The sequence below is a fragment of the Flavonifractor sp. DFI.6.63 genome, from assembly GCF_024462255.1.
Lineage (GTDB): Bacteria > Bacillota > Clostridia > Oscillospirales > Oscillospiraceae > Lawsonibacter_A > Lawsonibacter_A hominis.
In genome coordinates, this window is sequence record NZ_JANGBE010000034.1 from 22,581 (window position 1) to 39,527 (window position 16,947).

20 protein-coding genes are annotated in these 16,947 nt (G+C 62.7%); 14 read left to right on the top strand and 6 right to left on the bottom strand.

Annotated elements, in window-relative coordinates; translation table 11 throughout:
- Window positions 1-17 precede the first annotated feature (17 nt).
- The 8 genes from hisB to NE547_RS14845 all read left to right on the top strand — a co-directional run bounded on the left by hisB (window position 18) and on the right by NE547_RS14845 (window position 4,825).
- Complete coding sequence (hisB, locus tag NE547_RS14810; RefSeq protein WP_370866856.1) at window positions 18-629, top strand: imidazoleglycerol-phosphate dehydratase HisB; 612 nt, start codon at window positions 18-20, stop codon at window positions 627-629.
- A complete protein-coding gene (locus NE547_RS14815) occupies window positions 629-937 on the top strand; it encodes a hypothetical protein (RefSeq protein WP_256176285.1) in 309 nt (102 codons plus the stop codon). Before hisB ends, NE547_RS14815 begins: the two co-directional genes overlap by 1 nt.
- Window positions 934-1,542, top strand: coding sequence for an imidazole glycerol phosphate synthase subunit HisH (hisH, locus tag NE547_RS14820; RefSeq protein WP_256176286.1), 609 nt, complete (start codon window positions 934-936; stop codon window positions 1,540-1,542). The genes NE547_RS14815 and hisH overlap by 4 nt, the downstream gene beginning before the upstream one ends.
- Complete coding sequence (gene hisA / locus NE547_RS14825) at window positions 1,539-2,261, top strand: 1-(5-phosphoribosyl)-5-[(5-phosphoribosylamino)methylideneamino]imidazole-4-carboxamide isomerase (RefSeq protein WP_256176287.1); 723 nt, start codon at window positions 1,539-1,541, stop codon at window positions 2,259-2,261. Before hisH ends, hisA begins: the two co-directional genes overlap by 4 nt.
- Before the next feature lie 100 nt (window positions 2,262-2,361).
- The gene (gene hisF, locus NE547_RS14830; RefSeq protein ID WP_186908709.1) at window positions 2,362-3,117 is read left to right on the top strand and encodes an imidazole glycerol phosphate synthase subunit HisF; all 756 of its coding nucleotides are present in this window, start codon (window positions 2,362-2,364) and stop codon (window positions 3,115-3,117) included.
- Between the two features lie 6 nt (window positions 3,118-3,123).
- A complete protein-coding gene (hisI, locus tag NE547_RS14835) occupies window positions 3,124-3,456 on the top strand; it encodes a phosphoribosyl-AMP cyclohydrolase (RefSeq protein WP_186908710.1) in 333 nt (110 codons plus the stop codon).
- Window positions 3,453-3,782 (top strand): phosphoribosyl-ATP diphosphatase, encoded by a 330-nt coding sequence (hisE, locus tag NE547_RS14840; protein WP_186908711.1) that lies wholly within the window; start codon window positions 3,453-3,455, stop codon window positions 3,780-3,782. Before hisI ends, hisE begins: the two co-directional genes overlap by 4 nt.
- A gap of 224 nt (window positions 3,783-4,006) precedes the next feature.
- On the top strand, window positions 4,007-4,825 hold the full coding sequence (locus tag NE547_RS14845; RefSeq protein ID WP_186908712.1) for a DAPG hydrolase family protein: 819 nt from the start codon (window positions 4,007-4,009) through the stop codon (window positions 4,823-4,825).
- A 197-nt stretch (window positions 4,826-5,022) separates the two neighbouring features.
- Here NE547_RS14845 and NE547_RS14850 read toward each other — a convergent pair whose 3' ends face one another.
- The 6 genes from NE547_RS14850 to NE547_RS14875 form a co-directional block, all read right to left on the bottom strand.
- Window positions 5,023-5,907 carry a DUF6179 domain-containing protein gene (locus NE547_RS14850; RefSeq protein ID WP_186908713.1) on the bottom strand — a complete coding sequence of 295 codons (885 nt, stop codon included), beginning with the start codon at window positions 5,905-5,907 and terminating at the stop codon, window positions 5,023-5,025.
- Window positions 5,904-6,353, bottom strand: a complete 450-nt coding sequence (locus tag NE547_RS14855; RefSeq protein ID WP_186908714.1) for a DUF6323 family protein — start codon at window positions 6,351-6,353, stop codon at window positions 5,904-5,906. Before NE547_RS14855 ends, NE547_RS14850 begins: the two co-directional genes overlap by 4 nt.
- Window positions 6,354-6,501: 148 nt before the next feature.
- Window positions 6,502-7,938 (bottom strand): sigma-54-dependent Fis family transcriptional regulator, encoded by a 1,437-nt coding sequence (locus tag NE547_RS14860; RefSeq protein WP_207723815.1) that lies wholly within the window; start codon window positions 7,936-7,938, stop codon window positions 6,502-6,504.
- 70 nt (window positions 7,939-8,008) lie between these two features.
- A complete protein-coding gene (locus tag NE547_RS14865; protein ID WP_186908716.1) occupies window positions 8,009-8,572 on the bottom strand; it encodes a peptidoglycan-binding protein in 564 nt (187 codons plus the stop codon).
- The gene (locus NE547_RS14870; RefSeq protein ID WP_256176288.1) at window positions 8,569-9,777 is read right to left on the bottom strand and encodes a peptidoglycan-binding protein; all 1,209 of its coding nucleotides are present in this window, start codon (window positions 9,775-9,777) and stop codon (window positions 8,569-8,571) included. Before NE547_RS14870 ends, NE547_RS14865 begins: the two co-directional genes overlap by 4 nt.
- 16 nt (window positions 9,778-9,793) lie before the next feature.
- On the bottom strand, window positions 9,794-10,183 hold the full coding sequence (locus NE547_RS14875; protein WP_256176289.1) for a spore cortex-lytic protein: 390 nt from the start codon (window positions 10,181-10,183) through the stop codon (window positions 9,794-9,796).
- A gap of 166 nt (window positions 10,184-10,349) precedes the next feature.
- Here NE547_RS14875 and NE547_RS14880 point away from each other — a divergent pair, with 166 nt between their 5' ends.
- From NE547_RS14880 to NE547_RS14905, 6 genes are all read left to right on the top strand, one after another.
- Window positions 10,350-10,982, top strand: a complete 633-nt coding sequence (locus tag NE547_RS14880) for a redox-sensing transcriptional repressor Rex (RefSeq protein ID WP_186908719.1) — start codon at window positions 10,350-10,352, stop codon at window positions 10,980-10,982.
- Window positions 10,979-12,139, top strand: coding sequence for a hypothetical protein (locus NE547_RS14885; protein ID WP_256176290.1), 1,161 nt, complete (start codon window positions 10,979-10,981; stop codon window positions 12,137-12,139). The genes NE547_RS14880 and NE547_RS14885 overlap by 4 nt, the downstream gene beginning before the upstream one ends.
- A 170-nt stretch (window positions 12,140-12,309) precedes the next feature.
- Entirely contained in the window at window positions 12,310-12,750 is a 441-nt protein-coding gene (locus NE547_RS14890; RefSeq protein ID WP_256176291.1) for a MarR family winged helix-turn-helix transcriptional regulator, read from the top strand.
- A gap of 89 nt (window positions 12,751-12,839) precedes the next feature.
- Window positions 12,840-14,579: an ABC transporter ATP-binding protein gene (locus NE547_RS14895; RefSeq protein WP_256176292.1), complete on the top strand. Its 1,740-nt coding sequence runs from the start codon at window positions 12,840-12,842 to the stop codon at window positions 14,577-14,579.
- A complete protein-coding gene (locus NE547_RS14900) occupies window positions 14,572-16,446 on the top strand; it encodes an ABC transporter ATP-binding protein (RefSeq protein WP_186908723.1) in 1,875 nt (624 codons plus the stop codon). The genes NE547_RS14895 and NE547_RS14900 overlap by 8 nt, the downstream gene beginning before the upstream one ends.
- A 115-nt stretch (window positions 16,447-16,561) precedes the next feature.
- Window positions 16,562-16,729, top strand: coding sequence for a hypothetical protein (locus NE547_RS14905; RefSeq protein WP_186908724.1), 168 nt, complete (start codon window positions 16,562-16,564; stop codon window positions 16,727-16,729).
- The last annotated feature ends 218 nt before the right edge of the window (window positions 16,730-16,947 follow it).

Here is a 16,947-nt window from a genome sequence, read left to right on the forward strand (position 1 = left end):
AACGAGGAGGAATTTCCGTGAAAGTGCCTGTGTACCGGGCGGGAGAGGCCCCCAGCCGGGCCTATTCCATTGAACGCAAGACCAAAGAGACCCAGATCGCCGTGAACCTCTGCCTGGACGGGGGCGAGGTGCGGGTATCCACCGGCATCGGCTTTTTTGATCATATGCTCACCGCCCTGGCCTTCTACGCCGGCTTCGGCCTGGAGCTGGAGGCCGCGGGGGACCTGGAGGTGGACGGCCACCACACGGTGGAGGACACCGGCATCGTCCTGGGCCAGGCTTTGAACCATGCCCTTGGGGACCGGAAGGGCATCCGCCGGTTCGCCTCCGCCTGCATCCCCATGGACGAGGCCCTGTGCTTCGCGGCCCTGGACTTTTCCAACCGGCCGTTTCTGGTCTTTGATGCGCAGATGCCCCAGTCCAGGATGGGCGATTATGAGTCCTGCCTCACCGAGGAGTTCATGCGGGCCTTCGCGTTCAACAGCGGCTTGACCTTACATATGAAGTGCCGCTACGGCTCCAACGCCCACCACATCACCGAGGCCCTGTTCAAGGCCCTGGGGGTGGCGATAAAGGAGGCCGTCACGGTCACCGGCACCGGCGTCACCTCCACCAAGGGAGTCCTGTGATGGCGGCGGAGAACGGGACGCTGCGGGCCTTCCGCGCCCTGGTGAGGATCCCCGATCTGACCCGGCGGCTGCGGCCCTGGGGTCTGGTGGGACATATGCCCGCCCGCAGGGATCACCGGGAAAGGGGCTGGGCCTGGGCCTGTCTGGCCGCGGCCGGGGGGCTGGCCCGGAAGGCAAATTGCGCCGAGATCATGCCGCTGACCGGCGCCAAAGAGACGGACGCCCGCGCCTTTTATGAGAGGGCGGGCCATGACCGCCGGGAAAAGACGGTCCTTCTTCAGCAACTGGAAGGAGGCATACAGGCATGAGCTATACCGCTATCGTGGATTACGGCGTGGGCAACCTGAAAAGCGTTACCAACGCCATGCGCTACCTCGGCTTGGATACCTGCATCACCGGCGATGAGGCTGTGCTGGAGCGCGCCGACGCCATCATTCTGCCGGGTGTGGGCGCGTTTCCCGACGCGGCGGAACGCCTGCGCGGACCGGGCCTGGACCGGGTACTGGTCCGTCAGGCGGCGAAAAAGCCCATTTTGGGCATCTGTCTGGGCATGCAGCTTTTGTTCGACGTGGGGGAAGAGGTACGGGAATGCGGCGGCCTTGGTCTGGTCCATGGAAGCGTCCGGCGGATCAAGACGGACCGAAAGCTGCCCCATATCGGCTGGAACAGCCTGAGCCTCCAGAATCACTCTCCGCTGTTCCGGGGACTGGAGGAGGGCGCCTGGGTCTATTTCGTCCACAGTTTTTGCGGCGTGGCCGAGCATGAGACCGACGTGATCGCCCGGACGGAGTACGGCCCCTCGCTTGTGGCGGCGGTGAGCCACGGCAATGTGTACGGCTGCCAGTTCCACCCGGAGAAAAGCGGGGAGGCGGGACTGCAGATTTTGCGGAATTTCGGAGGGTTGAACCGATGATCGTTTTACCGGCCATTGATTTGCAAGACGGTAAGGTCGTGCGGCTTTACAAAGGAGATTTTGATACCGTACATCCGGTGGCGGAGGACCCGCAGCGCACCGCCGCGGCCTTTGCCGATGCGGGCGCCCGGTATCTCCACATGGTGGATCTGGACGGGGCCAGGAGCGGCGAGCGGAAAAACGGCGCGATTGTCCGTGCCGTGGCGGAGCGTTCCGGCCTGCGGGTAGAGCTGGGAGGCGGCATGCGCTCCATGGCCGACCTGGAGGCGGCCGACGCCATGGGGGTGTCCCGTATGGTCATCGGCTCTGCCGCCGTCCGCGATCCGGCTTTCGTCCGCGCCGCCGTGGAACGTTATGGAGCGCGGATCGCCGTTGGGATCGACGCCCTGGACGGCATCGTCAAGACCGCCGGATGGGTAGAGTCCTCCGGGCTGGATTATTTGGAATTCGCCCGGTCTATGGAAGGTATAGGCGTAAAGGTGATTATATTTACAGATATTGCCACAGATGGAATGTTGACGGGTCCCTCCTTTGACCGGTTGGCGGCGCTGCAGAAGGCGGTCTCCTGCGATCTGGTGGCCAGCGGCGGCGTGACGGAGCTGGACGATGTCAAGCGGCTGCGGGATATGGGCCTGTACGGGGCGATCATCGGCAAGGCTTATTATGCCGGGACCATCGATCTGGCGGCCGCGGTGGCGGCGGCCGGGGCACAGACATGAAAGGGACGCTTCCGGGCTTCGGCGGCGCGGAAAAGCCGGTCATGGCAGGGCGGCCGCGGCGCGGCCCTGTGCAGAGCGGCCGGTATCGGGAGGGACGGTTATGTTAGCAAAACGGATCATTCCCTGCCTGGACGTGCGGGACGGCCGGGTGGTGAAAGGGGTCAATTTCGTCCACATCCGGGACGCGGGCGATCCGGTAGCGCTGGCCCGGTACTATTCCGACCAGGGGGCGGATGAGATCGTCTTTCTGGATATCACCGCCACCAGCGATGCGCGGGACACGGTGGCCGACGTGGTGGAACGCACGGCGGAGCAGGTTTTCGTGCCGCTGACCGTGGGGGGCGGCATCCGCACCCTGGAGGGCTTCCGGCGGCTGCTGCGGGCGGGTGCGGATAAGATCAGCGTCAACTCCGCCGCGGTGGACGACCCCACGCTGATCGCCCGGGCCGCGGAGCGGTTCGGCTCTCAGTGCGTGGTGCTGGCCATCGACGCCAGAAGCCGTGGGGACGGCACGTACGAGGTGGTGGTCCACGGCGGGCGCAAGCCCACGGGGCTGGACGCCGTGGCGTGGGCCCGCCGGGGGCAGGAACTGGGCGCCGGGGAGATCCTGCTCACCTCCATGGACGCCGACGGGACCAAGGCGGGCTTCGACCTGGCCATGACGGCGGCGGTCACCCGCGCGGTGGGGATCCCGGTCATCGCCTCCGGCGGCTGCGGGAGCCTGGCGCATTTCGCCCAGGTCTTCGAGGAGACCGGCTGCGACGCGGCGCTGGCGGCCTCCCTGTTCCACTTCGGGGCATTGACCGTGCCCCAGGTGAAGGATTTTCTGCGGACCAGAAACATACCGGTGAGGTGAAGGAACATGGCGTTTGATCTGGACCAGCTCTTTGTGAAATCCGATCTGATCCCTGTGATCATCCAGGAGGCGGACACCGGCGAGGTGCTCATGCTGGGCTTTACCAACCGGGAGGCGGTGGAGCTGACCCTGAAGACCCATACCGCCTGGTTTTGGAGCCGCAGCCGCCGGGAGCTGTGGAACAAGGGGGGGACCTCCGGGCACTACCTGCACGTCAAACGGATGGCGACCGATTGTGATACGGATACCCTGCTCTATTTCTGCAAGCCGGACGGTCCCACCTGCCATACGGGCAGCCGCTCCTGCTTCTTCAACACGATTTGGGAGGAAACGATATGAACGACAGCGTACTGCAGGAGCTCTACCAGGTGGTCCTGGGCCGGAAGAGTACGCCCCGGGAGGGCTCATACACCTGCTATCTCTTTGACAAGGGCCTGGATAAGATCCTGAAAAAGGTGGGGGAGGAGTGCTCCGAGACTATCATCGCCGCGAAGAACGGCCGGCAGGAGGAGACGGTGGGGGAGATCTCCGACCTGATCTACCACCTGATGGTGATGATGGCCCAGCAGAACATCCCGCTGGAGGCGGTGCTGGAGGAACTCTCCCGGCGCAGTCAAAAAATCGGGAACCTGAAACAAATGAAGTCGGTAGACCGGGAGACCTGAAGACTGTATTCTGGATCGATACAGTTGATATAAACAGATGTATAGACGATTAAACAATTTAAAGGGGAAGCGGCGGCCGGGCCGAGCGCCTAAGCGTACGGAAAGGCGGTCGGTTCGGGCGCGTTGATCCGATTCGTGCGGGTTGGCATGACTTTTGCTGCTTTATGGAACCAGAAGACGCCGGACAGACCGGCGATGTTCCAGTATCAAAAGGAGTGATCGAAATGGCCAAGAAAGTACCCGCTAACAACGAAGATAAGAAGCGCAGCTACTACAAGTACTACCTGCAGGATTGTGCTGCCGGGGATCCGGAGCGCCACAAGCTGATCGACGCGGGCCCGGGAGATCCGGCCAACGCCCTGCACATCGATAACCGAAACGACCTGTTCCTGCCCGGCGACCTTCCCGGTGAGTTCGGCTGGTTCCAGATGAGCGACGGCACCGGCCTGATCGCCAACAAGACCTTTTTCCCCGGCGTGGACGGCGTCATGTTCGACTGGTGGTTTGCCTGGCATCCCATTCACCGTCTGCGTTACGCCTGCTGGGATAACGAGGATCACTACGACGTCTATCTGGACGATCCCGCCAAGGCGTTGGATCTGAGCAAGTCCATGCGGGAGCGCCACTGGGGCAGCATCCACAACATCTGGGAGGATATCGGGACCGGAAAGGCCGACCTGCTGCGCATCCACTTCCGCAAGCCCTCGGAGCTGGGCTATGACGAGTCCAAGGTGGATACCGAGGTGTGCAACGCTCTGGTGTGCGCCAACGTACAGGTCATCGGCGACGATACCATGCCCGACGTGCCGGTAGTCATGACCCATTTCCTGCGTCCCTGCGAGGGCGGCAGCATTTTGCGCTCCCGCTTCTGGTTCGGCTGGCAGATCATCGACGGCAAGGCCGTCAAGTGCATCCCCGACGGGGTTCAGATCCCCGCCCAGGCTATGGTCAACCTGCTGCACCACAACGTGAAGGAGTTTTCCAACCTGTCCCGCATCCTGCCCGCCCTCTACGCAGAGGAGAAGGATAACTGGCTGGACTGAGCCGATTACAGCTCCCGGGAGAGCCGGCGCCGGAGGGCGCCGGCTCTCTCTGCCGAAAAGGACCGTGCAGAATTCGCGCCTGCAGGCGTGTGGAGGCGCGCCGAATGCGGACAGGACGTGCGCGCAGGACTGAGAAGCGTGCGTACCCGAGGCGATACGTCACGGAAGAGACCGCGCTGCTCCGGCCGCTGCGACGCTTACGGAGCCAGTGAGAGGAACACCCCGTTCAGGCGATTGGGCAGGGCGGCCTCAATGCGGGGGTGGAGAGCCTGTGCCGTATCCATGAAATAGTCCGCCGCCGGAGTCGGGAGACCGAGCCCGGCGCACAGTCGGGCAGCTCCGTCCCGGAGGGCGGCGCGGGCCCGGTGGGGAGGGAGCGGCTCGAAGTATTCGCATAAACGGGTACGGCGCTGCGGTGTAATTTCCAGCTCCCTGGGGTCCTCCCCCAGCAGGGTCAGCCCCACGGCATTGGCGAGCACCGGCTCACAGAGGTTGACCAGCAGTCCGACGGGATCGGGGCAGCCGGCCGCCAGCAGGCGGCGGACCCGGGAGGGGGCAAAGGGACGCAGCAGGGCGTGCTCCATGCCCAGCCGATCCAGGTAAGCGAGGATATAGTCCACGCCCGGCAGCGCTTCCGGGACGGCACGGCAGAGCGGGTAGTCGATATCACAGGGGATGCAATGGGCGAAAAAGCGAAGATCATACCGCTGGAAAAAGGCGCCGATGCTGTCCAGCGTATCGGCCAGCGCGCGGTTTTTCAGATCCGGAGCAGAGTGGCGCACAGCCATCCAGAGGCGGCGCGCCTGCCGACACTTCTGCTCCAGTATGGCCTGTCCCTGCCGCAGGCCCGCTTCCAGATCGGCGTCTGCCAGCGGCTGGGACGCAGCCCCGCCCGCCTGAAACCAGACCTTCAGCGTATAGCACAGGGAGCAGAGCAATTCCCGTGCGGTGTCCTCCGGCAGGGAAGAACTGCCGCAGCCGGTGTAAAGCCCCGCCTGCCGCGCCAGAAGCGGCCAGAGTTTCTGGCGCAGCGCGGCCGCCTCTTCCGGAGAAAAGGCGCGCTCCGGCAGGCCGCCGCTCAAGGCGCCGGCTCCCACCGCGCCTCCCGGTCCGGAACGCACAGTTCCTCCGGCGTCAGGCCGGCCAGAGCGTCCAGCGCGCCTTGGGCCCTGCCGTCAAAGCACTGGGCCATGGCGGCGATGAGTTCATCGTCTGGGATACGGTCATGCGATTCCTGTTTGAAGTGGTAGAAGAGGGCCTGAAGCTGGGCCAGCGTGTCCGCGTAGTTTTCCTGGTCCAGATAGGGCGAGGCGCAAAAGGCGCGGACCAGCTGTTTCAGTACGCCGCCCCCGAACTCCACCCGACCGGTATCGCGGAGCGCGGAGCGGCGGCATTCCGCCAGCATGCGCATCTGGACGGGCGAGAGGGACAGCCCCCAGCCGGCCGTCAGAGCGTTGCACTCCGCCAGCTCGGCCAGAGCGGCCTGCATTTGGTCTGGCTGCGGGATCAGGGCAGAAAGGTCATCCATCGTGCATCCCTCCTTGAAAAGATTCTTAGAGGATACACCTGCGGCGCTGGAACTGCAAGACTTGAAATTTGGCCCGTTTTGTGGTAATATAACACTGCCAAAAGGAGAAAAAAGTCCTGCCGCAGCTTGTTCTGCGGCAGGACTTTTTTCAGGAGCCTCTGCGCTGTACGGTGATGTTGTATTTTTTCAAACGCTTATAGAGGGTCGCGCGGGTGATGTGCAGCACGCGGGCGGCGGCGGACAGATTCCAATGCTGTTCCCGCAGGACGTTCAGCAGGGTCTCCCGCGCCTGCGCCTGCTCCGGATGGATGTGGACGTAAGGGGGAAAGGCGCTGTCGCCCGTGCCGGGGAAAAGCGGAGCCGCCAGAGAGCCGTCGGAGAAATAGCGGATCACGTCGTCGGTGCGGACCGGCCGGTCCGGGCAGGAGATCCCCAAACGCTGGATGATGTTGCGCAATTCGCGCACATTGCCGGGCCAGGCGTATTCGACCATGGCTTCCATGGCGGGGTCCGTGATGGCGATGGGCAGATTTTCCCGGCTGATAAAATGACTGACCAGCAGCGGGATGTCGTCGGGCCGCTCCCGCAGAGGCGGTATGCGGATCTCCACCGTGGACAGGCGGTAATACAGATCACGGCGGAAGCGGTTGTCCTTGCACTTTTGCAGCAGATCGGAGTTGGTAGAGGAGATGACCCGGGCTTCCAGCGGGATGGTCTTGATTCCACCGACCCGCTCGAATTCCCGCTCCTCCAGCACCCGCAGCAGCTTGCCCTGAAGGGCCACATCCATATCGCCGATCTCGTCCAGCAGGATACTGCCGCCCCTGGCCGCTTCGAAGCGGCCCTTTTTCGGGGCGGTGGCGCCGGTGAACGCGCCCTTTTCGTAGCCGAAAAGCTCCGATTCCAGCAGCTGGTTGGGGATGGCGGTGCAGTTGATTTTGATGTAGGGGGATTGGATGCTCTTCATGCCGAAGGAGTGGATGGCGCTGGCCAGGATCTCCTTGCCGGTACCGCTTTCGCCCAGCAGCAGCACCGGATACGGGGCGGTGGCGGCCGCCTTGCACTCGTGGACTACGGCCCGAACCTTGGCGCTTTCGCCGATAAAGTCCTCAAACGTGTAGTTGCGCTGAAGGCGGGCCCGTATAAGATTTTCCGTCTCCACTTCGGCGATATCGCCCAGCTTGACCTCGGACAGGTGCTCGGCCAGGTCGCCCACCAGCTGCTGGCGGATATCGTTCATATTGGTGTAGCTCAGCACGCCCAGGGCCCCCACCACGCGGCCCTCCCAGAAGATGGGGTAGATGTTCTGCAGACAGCGGCGGCCCTGAACCACATAGAGCTTGTTTTTGACGGCCGTGCCGGTGCGCAGCACCTCCTCGAAGGGGGATACCTTATCGAAGGCGGTCACATGCTGGCCCAGCAGGCCGGAGCGGCGGGTCATGGTGAGCTGCGTGGCGCCGTTGCCGCAGTTGAGCACATAGCCGTCCTGATCCAGCAGGATGCTGGAATCAAAGGCCACGTCCAGGAACTGTTCCAAAAGACCGCCCCGCTCCCGGAGCTGCTGGGGAGAGAGCTCGAAATGCATCCGACCACCTGCTTTCACACTTGTACAGCTTGATTATACAGGTGTTGTGCCCAAGATGCAAGCGGCGGATTCAGGGAACGTCCAGCCAGCCCTCACGCAGGAGGCGGGGCGATTGGGCGAAGGTGACGAACAGGACGTACAGCCGGGCCAGAGCGTTCCAGGTGGCCTGGTCGGCCAGGCCGGTCTCCGGGAGCTGCGCGCTGCGCTGGACATAGCGGAGATTGGCCTGGGTGGCGGCGTCGTGGGTACCGGAGACCGGGGCGTCCTCGATCCCCTCCAGAAGCTGAGACAGGCCCCGGAACATGGCCTGGACGGGATAGAGGTGGACGGAGTCCTCGCCGGGGGCAACGGCAAAACCGTTGCCGGGCCAGAGGCGGCAGGGAAGCGGGGGGGAGAGCCCGGGGCGGACGCTCTGGAACAGGGCGGAGACCGCGTCCCAGGTCCCGTGGTCCACCTGGCCGGTGACCGGGGGATGGAACTCCCGCTGGAAGAGCATCACCGCCTCCAGCGTGTGCTCGCCGAAGATGCCGTCCGGGATCAGGCGGGGAATGACGGGGTAGTGGAACGAGAGTTCCCGCAGCATGGTCTGCAGGCTGCGTACGGGTACGCCGGTATAGGGATTTTCACAGGTCATCCGTTGCTCCCTCCTCTGAAATCAGTGCTGCCCAGGGTCAGGTCCTGCCCCGAGAATTGCGTCAGGCCCGAGGTGGTCCCCGGCTCGGGCCGGAATGCCTCCGGGATCACGTTGGTGTAACGGTCCACCGATTCCGTGATGCCCTCGTATGCCCGGTACAGGGCTTCCCAGGTGCGCGCGTCCATCACGCCGTTCTGGGGAAGCCCCATGGTCTGCTGGAACGCGGTGACCGACCGGACGGTGCCGGGGCCATAGATGCCGTCGATGGCGGGTGCCGGGACCGTATCGTAGAACTCGGCGATCACCGAGAGCAGATACTGGATCGTCCGCACGCCCTCGCCCCGGTCGCCTTCGGACAGCTGCCCGGAGGACTGGTAGGAGATCTGATAGACTGTCTGTCCTTCGCTGGCAAGCTCAGACAGGTTGGTGATGCCCACAAAGAGGAAGACCATTTTGTACCAGGTGCCGCTCCCCACCACGCCGTCCGGCGTCAGAGAGAAGATCTGCTGGAAGCGACGCACAGCCTGCTCGGTGGCCTCGTCAAACTGGCCGTTGAGCGGCGTCGGGATTTTGGGTATGGCGGGGTAGTCCTGGGAGATCCGGTTGAGCATGTACTGAATGCGGATCACGTTTTCCCCCACCATGCCCCGGCGCAGCGGAAAGCCCGGATAGGAGGCGCGTACGCCGGATACGGGAGCGTTGACGACCAGTTCGATATCGTCCCCATAGTAATGGCGCAGGATATCCACCGAATTGTACCCCTGCTGGGCCAGCTCCTGACTGCCCCACTGGGAGAGCCCGTCGCAGGTGGTGGTGGTGCCGTTGCAGAATTTGGCTGCCAGCGGCTCGATAAAGCCCCGGCGGCGGATGTAGGAGTTGAAAATCGTGTCTACCGCCTGACTGATGTTTTCGAAAATATCCCGGCCGTGGATGTATTTCTGATCAATGGCGGTGGAGGAGGTGATGTTGAAGGGAAAGCCCCTGCTGGGGTAATATTCGGTGTAGACGCGGTTCAAAGCAAAGGAGATGATGGCCAGGATATTGGCCCGGATGGCGGAGGGCTCCCAGGTGGGATAGATCTCACTGGAGGCCACGTTTTTCACATAATCCGGAAAGGAAACGGTGACGTTTTCGGCCGCCTGGTTGGGCGAACCCAGATGTACGGTGATTTGCTGGGGGATATAGGGCCGGACTTCCGTAGGCATGGGAGTGGCTCCTTCCTTACAGGTTCTGCGGCGTGATCTCCACCGGCACCGTCATGGACAGGGGCGGCGTTTGCTCCGGCAGGGGAATCAGCTCGATTTCCAGCAGGGTTTGTACGTTGGGGAAGACCTGGACGTTTTCCAGCAGTTTGACGGCAAAGCTGGGCGCCTCGCACCAGACGTCGCACAGGGCAAAGGGCTGCTCCGCGCCCGGCGCCTGCCCCGCCGCCGGGGCCGGGGTCGGTATGGCTATGGGAGCGGTCTTTCCGCTCTCGTCGGATGTGCGCAGGGCCAGCAGAACATGCTTGCCGCCGGGGGCCTTCTGCGTCACGGCTACGGCGGCGCCCTGGACGGGAAGCTGGGCCCGGGAGGTATAGATATGGGTCACGATGGTTCCGATAAATTCCAAGTTGCACTCCTCCTTTTCGATTTACTCTATGCGGGTGAAGCGTGCGGGGTTCCGGCACGACCCGGCAGGAATCCGGGGTAAGAGCGTTGACATCGGGGCGTTTTTCAGGTAAACTGAAACACTGAGTAGAAATCTATTTCCTACGGGAACGAGTGTGATAGGCGAAATGAAAAAGCAAAAGGTATCCAGCGCGGTCATCCGGCGGCTGCCGCGCTATTACCGGCATCTGAACGATCTGCACCTGGCGGGGGTGGAGCGCATCTCCTCCAGCGCGCTGGGGAAATCCATGGGGCTGACCGCCTCCCAGATCCGGCAGGATCTGTCCTGCTTCGGAGAGTTTGGCCAGCAGGGCTATGGATATAATGTAGAGAGCCTGCGGGGCGAGGTGTCCGACATCCTGGGCATGAACCGGGGACATACCGCCGTGATCCTGGGCGCGGGCAACCTGGGCCGGGCCCTGCTGGAGAACTTCCATTTTCAGCGCTCCGGCGTTACCCTTGCCGCTGCCTTTGACGTGAGCCCTGATATCGTGGGGCGTACGCTTTCGGGCGTTCCGGTCTACCATGTGGATCAGCTGGAACCGTATTTGAAGGAGTCCCCCGCCAGCATCGGGGTGCTCACCGTGCCCCGGGGGGTGGCCAACGCCATCGCCGCGCGCCTGGTGGCGGGCGGCGTGAAGGGGATTTGGAACTTTACCAACATCGAGCTGCGGCTGGACAGCACCGGTGTGATCATCGAGGATGTCCACTTTGCCGACAGCCTGCTGTCCCTGAGCTATATGATCTCGGAGGAGCCATGAGGAGGGCCGCGGTATTCCTGCTGGCCGCCCTGATCCTGATGGGCTGCGGGGCGGTCTGCGCTTCGGGCGGAACGTCCGGCGAGACGCTGGTGTCCCAGAGCTATCTCAACGGCACCTACCTCCCGGCGGTGGCGGAGCAGGCCGGACGGCGCCTGGAGGAGAAGACGCAGAGCACTTACGATACGGTGCTGAGCGGTCTGAACGCCAAACACAGCGCGTATCTGGCCCAGGCGGGCGGAGAGACCTCGCTCCATCTTGCGTTTGCCGACCATCGGCTGAAGAAGGGCGATACCGTCACGGTATATACGGGCTCCGGCCTGCTTCTGCTGGCGGGAAGCGCCGCAGTCGCCGCCCCCTCCGGCGCAGTGGTGGATGTGACCGCCGGGCGGGCTCTGGCCGCCGGGGCGGCGCTGACGGAGGGACACCGTTATCTGGCGGGGGAGAATGCCGGCGCCGCCGTGACCATTACGTCGGATACCGCCGTGGTGGGCCTGGAAGGAGCCTATACGCGCAGCGACAGCGGCGCGCTGGATTACAACGCGCTGGCCGACGCGCTGAAGGCCATGGGCCTGTTCCAGGGAACCGGTACCGCCTATGGCTGCGGATACGACCTGGAGGTCGCGCCGACCCGGGTGGTGGGACTGGTGATGTTCCTGCGCCTGATCGGGGAGGAGGGCGCCGCGCTGGCCTGCACCCAGGGCAATCCGTTTGCGGATACGCCCGCCTGGTGCGACCGGTATGTGGCTTACGCCTACGCCAAGGGGTATACCAAAGGCGTGGGCGCCGACGCCGCCGGAGCGCTTTATTTTGCGCCCGATACCGTCCTCTCGGCGGGAGAATATATGACCTTTGTGCTTCGGGCCCTGGGCTATACCGACAGCGGAACCAATCCGGATTTTTCCTGGAGCAATGCCCTGGGCAAGAGCGTGGAGCTGGGTGTGCTCAATTCCGCCGAGCAGGCCATGCTTACCGGCGGCTCCTTCCTGCGCGCGCAGGTGGTCTATGTGTCTTATTTCGCCCTGTCCGCGGCCACGAAGGATGGCGGCGGGACTCTGCTGGACCGGCTGGTATCCGTCGGCGGCGTGGATGAGGCCGCGCTTTACACGACCATGAACAGCGTGACGGTATCGCGCCTGCAATCCGGAAGCCGGTCCTAAATCCTGGGGAATGCCTGTCCGGCCGACGTTTCCCGGGGGGCAAAGCGATGCTGGAAGAAGCCTGCCCCGCCGAACGGATGGCTCGTTCGGCGGGACATTTTTGTTTAGCTTGCTCCTTGACAACTGTTAGCAAAGCAACTAAACTAAAGACAGATCAGCGACAGGAGGCGATGGATACGAGGGAGCGAAGAGCGGTCGGCGGAGAGATCCGGGCGCTTTCCAACCTGATGCGCCGCAAGATCCTGGAGTTTGCGCCCCCGCCGGAAGACCCGGAGTTCACCGAAATGCAGGGACAGCTGCTGGACTTTCTCTCACACCATCCGGACCGTGAGATCTGTCAGAAGGACGTGGAGGAGGCCTTTTGCATCCGGCGTTCCACCGCGTCGCGGCTGCTGAAGAAACTGGAGGCCGCCGGCTTCATTACCCGCCGCTCGGTCTTCCGGGATGCACGCCTCAAGCAGGTGCTGCTCACGCCGAAGGCGCAGAAGCTGCATCAGCAGATCGAGCAGCGGCTGGACAAGATGGAGGAGTTGTTGACCGAGGGCATCAGCGACCAGGAGCTGGAACAATTCATGGCGACCGTGGAGAAACTGAAAAAGAATCTCAGTTGAGCCGCCCGCACGGCGTGGCGGCTTCTCTTTTTCTTAAACTGTTTCAAAGCTTACAGTTAGCATGCGAATTAAATCCGAGGAGGAGACCTATGAAGAAAAAACGAGGCCTGGCGTGCGGTATCCAGGAGTTCAAAAGGGACACGATTCTGACGCCCATCTTCGTGATCGGCGAGGTGGCGTTTGATGTCCTGATCCCCATGATGATGGCAAAACTGCTGGATCTGGGCGTCAATGCCGGCAATGTCGGGAATATCTGGCGTTATGGAATCCTGCTGGTGGTCATGGCGCTGGTGGCCTTGGCGTTCGGCGCCCTGTCCGGCCGCTTTGCGGCGCGGGCGGCCACCGGGTTTTCCCGCAACCTGCGCCGGGAAATGTATCGAAACGTGCAGCAGTTTTCCTTTTCCAACATCGACAAATTTTCCACCGCCGGCATCATCACACGCCTGACCACCGACGTGACCAATGTGCAGATGGCCTTTCAGATGGTCATCCGCATCGCGGTGCGCTGCCCCATCATGCTCATCTGCGCCTGGGTCCTCACGTTTGTCATCAGCCCCAAACTGGCCCTGGTTTTTCTGGTGGTCATTCCCATCCTGGCGGTGGGTCTGCTGCTGGTCATGAAAGGGGCCCATCCGGTCTTTACCCGGGTGTTCAAGAAGTACGACCGGCTCAACAGCGTGGTGCAGGAGAATCTGCTGGGGATCCGCGTGGTCAAGTCCTTCGTCCGGGAGGAGCATGAGAAGGAAAAGTTCGGCGCAGTGTCCCGGGAGATCTATCAGGACTTCTCCAAAGCGGAGAGGATCATCGCATTCAACGCGCCGTTGATGCAGGTCTGCGTCTACGGGTGCATGCTCCTGGTCTCCTGGCTGGGCGCGAAGATGGTGGTGGGCGGTACCCTGACCACCGGCGAGCTGACCAGTATGTTCAGCTATATCATGATGATCCTCATGAGCCTGATGATGCTCTCCATGGTCCTGGTCATGATCATCATGGCGCGGGCCTCCGCGGACCGGATCACAGAGCTGCTCAATGAGCAGACCGACCTGAAAAACGGCGCGCACCCGGTGCGCGAGGTAAAGGACGGCTCTGTGGACTTTGAACACGTCAGCTTCAGCTATGCCGGGGATCCCGGCAAGGAGTGCCTGAAGGAGGTGGAGCTGCACATCGCCTCCGGCGAGACAGTGGGCATCCTGGGCGGGACCGGCACCTCCAAGACCACGCTGGTGCAGCTCATCCCCCGTCTGTACGACGCCACCGAAGGGAGCGTCAAGGTGGGCGGCGTGGATGTGCGGGACTACGACATGGAGTCCCTGCGGGAGCAGGTGGCCATGGTGCTCCAGAAGAACGAGCTGTTCTCCGGCACCATCAGGGAAAACCTGCACTGGGGCAATGAGCATGCCTCCGACGAGGAGCTGGCGCGGGTGTGCCGGCTGGCTCAGGCCGATTCCTTTATCCGGGAGTTCCCGGATGGATACGATACCTATATCGAGCAGGGCGGCTCCAATGTCTCCGGCGGGCAGAAGCAGCGGCTGTGCATCGCACGGGCCCTTCTGAAGAAGCCGAAGATCCTGATCCTGGACGATTCCACCTCCGCCGTGGACACCAAGACCGACGCCATGATCCGCCGGGCCTTCCGGGAGGAGATCCCGGATACCACCAAATTTATCATCGCCCAGCGCATCTCCTCCATCGAGGACGCCGACAAGATCCTGGTGATGGACGGCGGGAAAATCTCCGCCATGGGCACCCATGAGCAGCTGCTGGAATCCTGCGGCATCTACCGCGAGATCTATGAGTCCCAGACGAAGGGAGGAGAGGACCATGAATAAGAACGCCGCAAAGAAGGGCGGCACCGCAAAGCGGCTGCTCTCCTATGTGCTCAAAGGCTACAAATTCCGCTTTTTTCTGGTGCTGGTATGCATTTTGGTCAGTGCGGCGGCCTCGGTGTCCGCATCTCTGTTTCTGGGGAGCCTCATCGACGATTATATCGCGCCCCTTCTGCTGACCGACCAGCCGGTGTTCAGCGGATTGCTGCACACCCTGATCCTCATGGGCTGTCTCTATCTGGCGGGCGCGCTGTGTACGCTGGCCTATAACCGCATTATGGTCACCATCTCCCAGGGCGTGCAGAAGGAGATCCGCGACGAGCTGTTCGTGCATATGCAGACCCTTCCCATCCGGTATTTTGATACCCATGCCCATGGAGATGTGATGAGCGTCTACACCAACGACGTGGACACCCTGCGCCAGATGTTTTCGCAGAGCATCCCCCAGATGTTTGCTTCGCTGGTCACGATCGTGGTGGTGTTCCTGGCCATGCTGGTCACCAACCCGCTGCTCACCGCGGTGGTCGTCCTCTGCGTGTGCGGTATGCTGCTGGTCACCCGCTCTATCGCGGGGCGCAGCGGCAAATATTTCATGCGCCAGCAGGAGAAACTGGGCGACCTGAACGGCTATATCGAAGAGATGGTGAACGGCCAGAAGGTGGTCAAGGTCTTCTGCCATGAGCAGAAGGCCCAGGAGGGCTTTGACCGGGTCAACGACGCTTTGTTCGAAAGCGCCGACATGGCCAACAAATATGCCAATATCCTCATGCCCATCATGGTCAATATCGGCAACATCCAGTATGTGATCGTGGCCATGGCGGGTGGGCTGATGGCGCTGGGCGGCGTAGGCGGCGGCGTCACGCTGGGCGTCATCGCGTCCTTCCTCCAGCTGTCCAAAAGCTTTTCCCAGCCCATCAGCCAGATCTCCCAGCAGCTCAACTCGGTCGTCATGGCCCTTGCGGGCGCGGGGCGGATCTTCGCGCTGATGGATGAGGAGAGCGAGCGGGACGAGGGCACGGTCACCCTGGTGAACGCGGCCTACGATCAGGCGGGGGAGCTGGGTGAGAGCGGCCAGCGCACGAATCTGTGGGCCTGGAAGGTTCCGCAGAAGGAGGGGGGCTTTGCCTATACCAGGCTCACCGGCGACGTGCGCTTTTTTGATGTGGACTTCGAGTACGAGGCCGGCAAGCCCATCCTCCACGATATCTCCCTTTTTGCAAAGCCCGGCCAGAAGCTGGCCTTCGTGGGGGCCACCGGCGCGGGGAAGACCACCATCACCAACCTCATCAACCGCTTTTACGATATCGCCGACGGCAAGATCCGTTACGACGGCATCAATATCAACAAGATCCGGAAAAGCGATCTGCGCCGGAGCCTGGGCATCGTGCTCCAGGAGACCAACCTGTTTACCGGAACGGTGCGGGAGAATATCCGCTACGGCAATCTGCAGGCCACCGACGAGGAGGTGGAGGCCGCCGCCCAGCTGGCGGGCGCGGACGATTTCATCCGCCGCCTGCCCCAGGGATACGACACGCTGCTGACCGGAAACGGGGCCAATCTGTCCCAGGGCCAGCGGCAGCTGCTGGCCATTGCCCGCTGCGCCGTGGCCGACCCGCCGGTGATGATCCTGGACGAAGCCACCTCCTCCATCGATACCCGTACCGAGTCCATCGTTCAGCAGGGGATGGACTCTCTGATGTGCGGGCGCACAGTCTTCGTTATCGCCCACCGCCTGTCCACGGTGCGCAACTCCGACGCCATTATGGTGCTGGACCACGGCCGTATCGTGGAGCGGGGCGGCCATGACGATCTGATTGCCCAGCATGGGCTTTACTACCAGCTCTATACCGGCGCATTCGAATTGGAATAAGCGTTTGCACCCCCTGGTACCGGATGCATAGAATGAAGTGAGACCGGGCCGGAAGACGCGGCGCACCGCCGCCCCGCGCCCAGGTTTCTACTTTGAAACCAGGAGGTACTCAATCATGGGGTGCAATAACGGTTGTGGCTGGGGCGGCGGCAGCTGCCTGTGGATCATCATCATCCTGATCGTTCTGTGCTGCTGCTGCGGCGGCGGCTGGGGCGGCAACTGGGGCGGCTGTGGCTGCAACAACAACTGTGGCTGCGGCTGCAACAACAACTGCGGCTGCTGAACAGACATACGATCGCCAGACAGGACTCAGGGCGGGGGAGCTTTTCTCCCCCGCCCTCAGGCTGTCAAAAACCCTCCTGGAGAAGAGCCTGGCAGAGTTGAGTCGTCCGCAGACGACGGAAGGAAAGGAAGCTCCGTCATTTCCGGCGACACGTGCGTCGGAAATGACACCTCTCATGACGGACAGGGCGACTTTTCTGCCAGAATCGAGCCCTGTCC

Bases quoted from the DNA above. Each gene is read 5' to 3' on its own strand.
- hisF (WP_186908709.1), top strand. From the start codon at position 2,362: ATGTTAGCAAAACGGATCATTCCCTGCCTGGACGTGCGGGACGGCCGG.
- NE547_RS14885 (WP_256176290.1), top strand. From the start codon at position 10,979: ATGAGGAGGGCCGCGGTATTCCTGCTGGCCGCCCTGATCCTGATGGGC.
- NE547_RS14905 (WP_186908724.1), top strand. From the start codon at position 16,562: ATGGGGTGCAATAACGGTTGTGGCTGGGGCGGCGGCAGCTGCCTGTGG.
- hisA (WP_256176287.1), top strand. From the start codon at position 1,539: ATGATCGTTTTACCGGCCATTGATTTGCAAGACGGTAAGGTCGTGCGG.
- NE547_RS14880 (WP_186908719.1), top strand. From the start codon at position 10,350: ATGAAAAAGCAAAAGGTATCCAGCGCGGTCATCCGGCGGCTGCCGCGC.
- NE547_RS14900 (WP_186908723.1), top strand. From the start codon at position 14,572: ATGAATAAGAACGCCGCAAAGAAGGGCGGCACCGCAAAGCGGCTGCTC.
- NE547_RS14860 (WP_207723815.1), bottom strand. From the start codon at position 7,938: ATGCATTTCGAGCTCTCTCCCCAGCAGCTCCGGGAGCGGGGCGGTCTT.
- hisH (WP_256176286.1), top strand. From the start codon at position 934: ATGAGCTATACCGCTATCGTGGATTACGGCGTGGGCAACCTGAAAAGC.
- NE547_RS14865 (WP_186908716.1), bottom strand. From the start codon at position 8,572: ATGACCTGTGAAAATCCCTATACCGGCGTACCCGTACGCAGCCTGCAG.
- NE547_RS14855 (WP_186908714.1), bottom strand. From the start codon at position 6,353: ATGGATGACCTTTCTGCCCTGATCCCGCAGCCAGACCAAATGCAGGCC.
- hisI (WP_186908710.1), top strand. From the start codon at position 3,124: ATGGCGTTTGATCTGGACCAGCTCTTTGTGAAATCCGATCTGATCCCT.
- NE547_RS14895 (WP_256176292.1), top strand. From the start codon at position 12,840: ATGAAGAAAAAACGAGGCCTGGCGTGCGGTATCCAGGAGTTCAAAAGG.
- NE547_RS14870 (WP_256176288.1), bottom strand. From the start codon at position 9,777: ATGCCTACGGAAGTCCGGCCCTATATCCCCCAGCAAATCACCGTACAT.
- NE547_RS14845 (WP_186908712.1), top strand. From the start codon at position 4,007: ATGGCCAAGAAAGTACCCGCTAACAACGAAGATAAGAAGCGCAGCTAC.
- NE547_RS14890 (WP_256176291.1), top strand. From the start codon at position 12,310: ATGGATACGAGGGAGCGAAGAGCGGTCGGCGGAGAGATCCGGGCGCTT.
- NE547_RS14815 (WP_256176285.1), top strand. From the start codon at position 629: ATGGCGGCGGAGAACGGGACGCTGCGGGCCTTCCGCGCCCTGGTGAGG.
- hisE (WP_186908711.1), top strand. From the start codon at position 3,453: ATGAACGACAGCGTACTGCAGGAGCTCTACCAGGTGGTCCTGGGCCGG.